This is a genomic window from Gemmatimonas sp. (assembly GCF_044345575.1).
Classification (GTDB): domain Bacteria; phylum Gemmatimonadota; class Gemmatimonadetes; order Gemmatimonadales; family Gemmatimonadaceae; genus Gemmatimonas.
This window is the reverse complement of record NZ_JBIJAW010000200.1, coordinates 1-5895: the sequence shown is the minus strand read 5'-3', so window position 1 is coordinate 5895 and position 5895 is coordinate 1. Positions and strand designations below refer to the sequence as shown.

Sequence of the window (5895 nt, the reverse complement as noted above, 5' to 3'; positions counted from 1 at the left end):
TAGCGGTCGTCGGCCGTGATCTCCCACGCCTGCACCAGCGCCAAGCCGTTCGCCGCGAAGTTGCCGTGCGTGAGAATCGCGCCCTTCGAGGCGCCGGTGGTGCCCGACGTGTACACGAGCGCCGCCGGGGTATCCGCGCCAATCCCGATGCCGCGCAACGCCTCGCTGCGATCGGCAGCGGCGGCGCGCATCTCGACCTCCAGTTCGGCGACATCCCACCAGACGGTGCCCGCAGGGAGCAACGCGGCCTGCGACGCCGTGGTAATCACCGCCGCCGGCGCCGCATCGCTCACGATGTGCGCAATCTCGCGCTCGCGATACAGCACGTTGATGGGCACACAGATCACGCCGAGCTTCACGCAGGCGATCCACAGATCCACGATCGCGGGCTGATTCACCAGATAGAACGCGACCCGGTCGCCCCGCGCCACGCCGCGTGCCTGCAACACGTGCGCTAGCTGATTACTGCGCGATTCGAGATCACCGAAGGTGAGCGTGGTGATCGTCCCCGTGGCGCCCTCGTATTCGAGCGCGGGGCGCTGCGCACAGCCGATCAGCGTGCGGTCGAAAAGTCCGAGAAGCGACATGGCGCGGAAGGTACCGGGAGGGTCCCCACCGCGCCATGTATGGCCGAGATCGCTCAGGAGCCCACGGCTACCGCAGCCCGAGCTCCTGCACGAGAGCCCGAACGCCGGTGAGCGACAGGCCGTCTTCCTCGAAGACGATGACCCCCACCAGTGCTCGGCTCACGTCGTCGGGGAGCCGATCGGCCCGGAATACCTGAATCACCGGCCCGGTGGTCATGGCGTCACCCAGGCGTGAACACGACCAGCCCGGGGCCAACGTGGGCTCGCTGTCGTGCCCGTTGGCAAGCACCGCCTGCAGACGCATGGCGGTCGTGCCTCGATACTGGAGCGGCGGATGCTGCCCGAGGCTGCGCTCGAAGAGCACCTGCCACGCCATCGGCCGGGCCCCTTCGTCCCGCCGACCGCTGGCGACCACGACTTGCGGCGAACGGGAAAGGACGTGCATGCGTTCTACCGCATCCTGCAGATCCTCAAGAATGCGCGCCTGGCGCTCGCCGGGGTCCTCGGGTGTGCCGGGCCCCATCATGCCGTTTGGCTCGTTCATACGCCCAATCTTCGCTTTCTCCCGTCAGGCAGCCACCCCCCGCCTCGTGTTCACGCTCTTTCTCGTCGTTTTCCTCGATCTCATCGGCTTCGGGATGATCATCCCGGTGTTTCCGTTCTACGCGGAGCGCATCGGGGTGTCGCCATCGGCCGTGATCTTCTTCATCGGACTCTACTCGGCCGGTCAGTTGGTGGGCGCACCACTGTGGGGGAGCCTGTCCGACCGGATCGGCCGGCGGCCGGTGCTGCTGTTCACGCTGCTCGCCAACGCGATTGCCACCTGGATGCTCGCCTACGCCGATACCGGGCTCACCCTCGCGATCTCGCGCATCGCGGCCGGGCTCGCCGCGGGCAACATCTCCACGGCCTACGCTTACACGACTGACGTCACCACCGACGCGACGCGCCCCAAGGCACTCGGGTTGCTCGGGGCGGCCTTCGGGATGGGGTTCATTCTCGGCCCCGCGCTCGGTGGGTTGCTGGCCGGTAATGAAGCCGACAATGCCGGCTCGCTCGCGCGCGTGGCGCATGCGGCAGCGGTCATGTCGCTCGTGGCGCTCGTGCTCACCGCCCTGCGGCTGCCCGAATCCTTGCCCCCCGAGAAGCGCCGGCAGGCCCACACGCCTCGTCAGAGTCCGCGCGTCTTCCTCTCCCGGCCGGTACTGCGCGGCCTGCTCACCACCACCTTCGTGGTCATTGCCGCAGTAGCCCTCATGCAGAGCGCGCTGGCCCTGTTCTCGGCCGAGCGGCTGGGCGTGGGGCCGCGGGCCCTCGGCTGGATCTACGCCTTCAGTGGCGTGATTTCGGTGGCCATTCAGGCCGGGATCATCGGCCGGCTCACGGTGCGGTTCGGCGCCCGCCGGCTCGCCGCGATCGGTGTGGTGCTCGTGGCGATCGGCATGGCCGCCATTCCGTTGGCCACCAACATGACGGTGCTGCTGGTGGCGCTCGCGGTGTTTAGTGTGGGCTCAGCGCTGTTCAACCCCAGCATGAGCGGACTGGTGGCCGCCGCCGCTGAGGCCCACGAGCGTGGTGGCGTGCTGGGCGCGTATCAGGCGGCGGCGTCGCTCGGTCGCGTGGTGGGCCCGGTGCTCGGCAGCGGAATCGCCACGTTCGCCGGGCTCGGTTCACCGTTCGTTCTCGGTGCCGCGATCTGCCTCGGCGGGCTGCTGTTCGTGGCGAACGACACCCGATCAAGGGGGCGGAGTCGTTGAAACCCTCCGCCCCACTCCGCGCCTCCGCGAAATCAGTTTCAGCCGTTACCGCGGCGTGATCTGCGGCACCAGCAGCTCGTCGAACGCGCCGCGATTCCACAGGTCGTTCGCATCCGGACCATCATCGGTGCTGAATCCACCCTGTCCGCCCGCCGGCGTCATCTTGTAGTTCACCGGCGGAATGGCCTTCGCCAGGTGCTCCACGAAGTAGTCCCAGCGGCGGCGAATGAAATACGACTCGTTGAGGCCATGCGCGCGATTCGGCGCCATGATCAGATCGAAATCCCGATTGGCCTTGATCAGCTCATCTACCACCTGGATGGTCATCGCCGGGTGCACGTTGTCGTCCATGTCGCCGTGCATCAGCAGCAGCTTGCCGCGAAGATTCGCGGCGTAGCTCTTGTTCGCCGAGGCCGTGAAGTTGTCCTCGCCACGGCGCGTCGAATCACGGCGCAGCAGCCCCTGATACTTCTCGGCCCAGTAGATGTTGTATGAGCGGTTGTCGTGGTTGCCGGCACCGGACACCGCCACCGAGAAGAACTCAGGGTAACGCAGCATGGCGTCGGTGCTGGCGAAACCACCGCCAGAGTGCCCGAAGATCCCCACGCGCTCGAGATCGATGAAGGCATGACGCGACCCGAGCTGCTTAATCGCCGCGATGTGATCGGGGAGCCCGTTGTCGGTGAAGTTGCCGTAGTAGTTGTCGTGGAAGGCCTTCGAACGCCCCGGCGTGCCGAGATGGTCGATCTGCACGACCACAAAACCCAGCTCGGCCAGAGCGAAGGGCTCTCCGCTTCCCTTGAAGCTCCAGGCGCCCACCGACCCGACCTGCGGACCCGGGTAGATGTGCGAGATGATCGGATAGTGCTTCGTAGTGTCGAGCTTCGAGGGCAGATACATCACGCCGTGAATGTCGGTGAGCCCGTCACGCGCCTTCACCGTGAACGGCACGGCGCGCTTCCACCCCTGCGCGACCAGCTGCGATACGTCGGCCTTCTCGAGCGTGCGGATCACGCGCCCGGTGAGCGCATCGCGCAGCGCGGCCACCGGCGCCGCGGTAATCGTGCTGGCCCGATCCACCACGTACTTGCCGCTCGGGCTCACGGTCACGTCGTGATTGAGCGAATCGGGGGTGAGCCACGTAATGGCGCCGCCGTCGAGCGACGTGCGATAGAGATGCGTGTTGTAGACCAGCTGGTTGGTCTCACGGCCGCGCGCCGTGAACCACACCGTGCGCGTGGCTTCGTCCACATGCTGCACCGCGCCCACCTGCCAGGTCCCGCTCGTGAGCTGGCGCTTCACGCTGCCATCCTTGTTGAGCAGCCACAGGTGGCCGTAGCCGTCGCGCTCCGACCACCAGATCACTTCACCGCTCTTGAGCACGTACCAGCTCTCGGGATCACGCGGACTGGAGATCTCCACGTACGTCTTGCCGGTATCGCGCGCAATGAGCGTGCCCTTGCCGGTGTTGGCGTCGACCTCCACGAGGTACGCCGCCTTCGACGCGCGCGCGAGGCCGCTGATGTACGCCTTGTCCGAGGTCGGCGTCCACGTGGAGTCGCGCAGCGAACCGCTCATGCTGGCGATGTTGAAGCGCACCGGCAGCTCCACCTTGGTGCTCTTCTTCGACGCCACCTCGATCACGTAGAAGTGCGGCGTGGGCACGATGCTGTCGCCCGGCAGCGCGTACGGTTGCGTGAACAGGCGCGGACGTTGCGACGTGTACGACACGTACGGCATGAGCCCCACGTTGCGCTGGTCCTGCCGGACCACGAGCAGCTTCTTCGAATCGGGGCTCCAGCGCACGTTCGGGCGGCGCGTGGGATTGCCACGCAGCGCCTGCTGCGGCGTCACCGCAGTCACGCCGTAGGCGAAGTAGTTCTCGCCGTCGGTCGTCAGTCGCACGGTGTCGCCCTTGCCGCCGCGGGGGCGTACGTACAGGTCGTTGCCGCGCACGAACGCTTCCAGCTTCTTGTCGGGCGACAGCACGAACGGGGCTTCGTTGTAGCTGGTGTCCTTCGCGGCGCAGCTGTAGCTCACGATGTTGCACGCGAACTGCCGCTTGCCGGCTCGGAACTCGATGGTGCGCTCGTCGTCACCATCGTTGCCGAAGCGGAACGCCCGAAACGGCAGGCGGTCGGGATCGTACGTGGTGTCGGCGGCAAGACTCATGGTCGCCGCCAGACGCGCGTTGTCGAAGAGTACTCCGCGTGTGTTCAGCACCGGATCTACCAGCACATACTCGGCACCACTGCGAGTCTTGTTCCGGTACCAGAACCGATTGCCGTCCTTGAGGAACGTGGGATTCACCTCGTCGCCGGTCACGAGGCGGCTCGCGTTCCAGGGCAACAACTGTTCGGCGCGCCCGTAGTCGTCGGCGGTGACGCGCGCGTGCTGGGCGGGGAGTACGGCCGGCGCAAGCAGCAGCGCACCGGCGAGGGCAGAGCGGAAGGGTGAGGACATGAGCGTGGTGGAGGGTGGCCACACGCACGGCTCTGTTCGCCGTACGTTCGCCCATGAGTGTGCAGGCGGGACACGGCCTGATCAATACCACGCGCGGACAACGGCCCGGGGGCGCGTCCCCTCCCGCTCTGTGAACCGGACGACAGGTTTGGTCCTGTCGTCGAACGCCCTAGTGTGCCGAACGGAACGGGAGCGTAGTCTATGGGGAGGATATGCCACCCACCCATCTGCCATCTGCGCCGCCGGGCGAGCCATCCCGACCCGTCGGCCCGTCGCTCCGTCCACTCGTCTGGCTCGGCGTCGTCATCGCCATCCTCATGGCGACGGTCGTCGGCGCCTACCACAACTACGCCCAGAGCGTCCAGGCCAGTACCGAAGCGCTGCTGCAATCCATCGCCCGGGCACGGGCGACCGCCGTTCGCGCGCACCTCGACGAACGGATCGCCGATGCGTGGATCCTCGCCCGGCGCGATCGACTGGTACGCATGTTCCCGACAAACGGCGCAACGCCCACCGCCGAGCAGCGCCGTGAGCTCGAGGAAGCGATGGCCGATATGTCCAGCGCCTACGGATACCACAACATCGTGGTCTTCGACCGGAACCTGAACGCGCTGGCCAGGCAACGCGCGGATTCGCTCGATGCGCGGGAAGTCGCCGCCCTGCGCACGACCCTGCGGACGGGGCGTCCGCAGCCGATTCTGCTCCACTCGACGTTCGAGGGCAACACGGAATACGGCGTGGTGGCGCCCATCCGTCTGTCGGCGGACTCCGCGGCGCCACCCGATGGGGCGCTGTATCTGGTCCTCGATGTCGACAGTCGCTTGGTGCCGCTGCTCGGCGGTGGCGTTCCCAGCGAATCGTTTCGCAACCTGCTGATGCAGGTGGGTACGGATTCCACGATCGCGGTCGCCGGACGTATCGGCGACATTCGAGACGTTTCACCCCTCATTCGTATCGGCAACACCCGGGCCGAGGCGCTGCGCCGTACTGACGATGCGCGCGATTTCGACGGCGTTCCGGTGCTTCGCGGCATTGCCCCGGTGCTGCACACCCCGTGGGTGCTGGTCGCCAAGATCGATCGGGAAGAA

General features: G+C 66.9%; 4 protein-coding genes and 1 pseudogene. 2 read left to right on the top strand and 3 right to left on the bottom strand.

Annotated elements, in window-relative coordinates; genetic code table 11:
- Positions 1 to 587: AMP-binding protein (locus tag ACIQ6O_RS11550; RefSeq protein ID WP_396207940.1), on the bottom strand; the 587-nt coding region annotated here is incomplete at its 3' end.
- Positions 588 to 654: 67 nt separating this feature from the next.
- A complete protein-coding gene (locus ACIQ6O_RS11545) occupies positions 655 to 1131 on the bottom strand; it encodes a hypothetical protein (RefSeq protein WP_396207939.1) in 477 nt (158 codons plus the stop codon).
- A 46-nt stretch (positions 1132 to 1177) separates the two neighbouring features.
- Here ACIQ6O_RS11545 and ACIQ6O_RS11540 point away from each other — a divergent pair, with 46 nt between their 5' ends.
- Positions 1178 to 2344 (top strand): MFS transporter, encoded by a 1167-nt coding sequence (locus ACIQ6O_RS11540; protein WP_396207938.1) that lies wholly within the window; start codon positions 1178 to 1180, stop codon positions 2342 to 2344.
- Positions 2345 to 2389: 45 nt separating this feature from the next.
- Here ACIQ6O_RS11540 and ACIQ6O_RS11535 read toward each other — a convergent pair whose 3' ends face one another.
- The gene (locus tag ACIQ6O_RS11535) at positions 2390 to 4807 is read right to left on the bottom strand and encodes a DPP IV N-terminal domain-containing protein (protein ID WP_396207937.1); all 2418 of its coding nucleotides are present in this window, start codon (positions 4805 to 4807) and stop codon (positions 2390 to 2392) included.
- Between the two features lie 212 nt (positions 4808 to 5019).
- Here ACIQ6O_RS11535 and ACIQ6O_RS11530 point away from each other — a divergent pair.
- Positions 5020 to 5895 (top strand): annotated as a pseudogene (locus tag ACIQ6O_RS11530) (hypothetical protein); the annotation flags it as partial.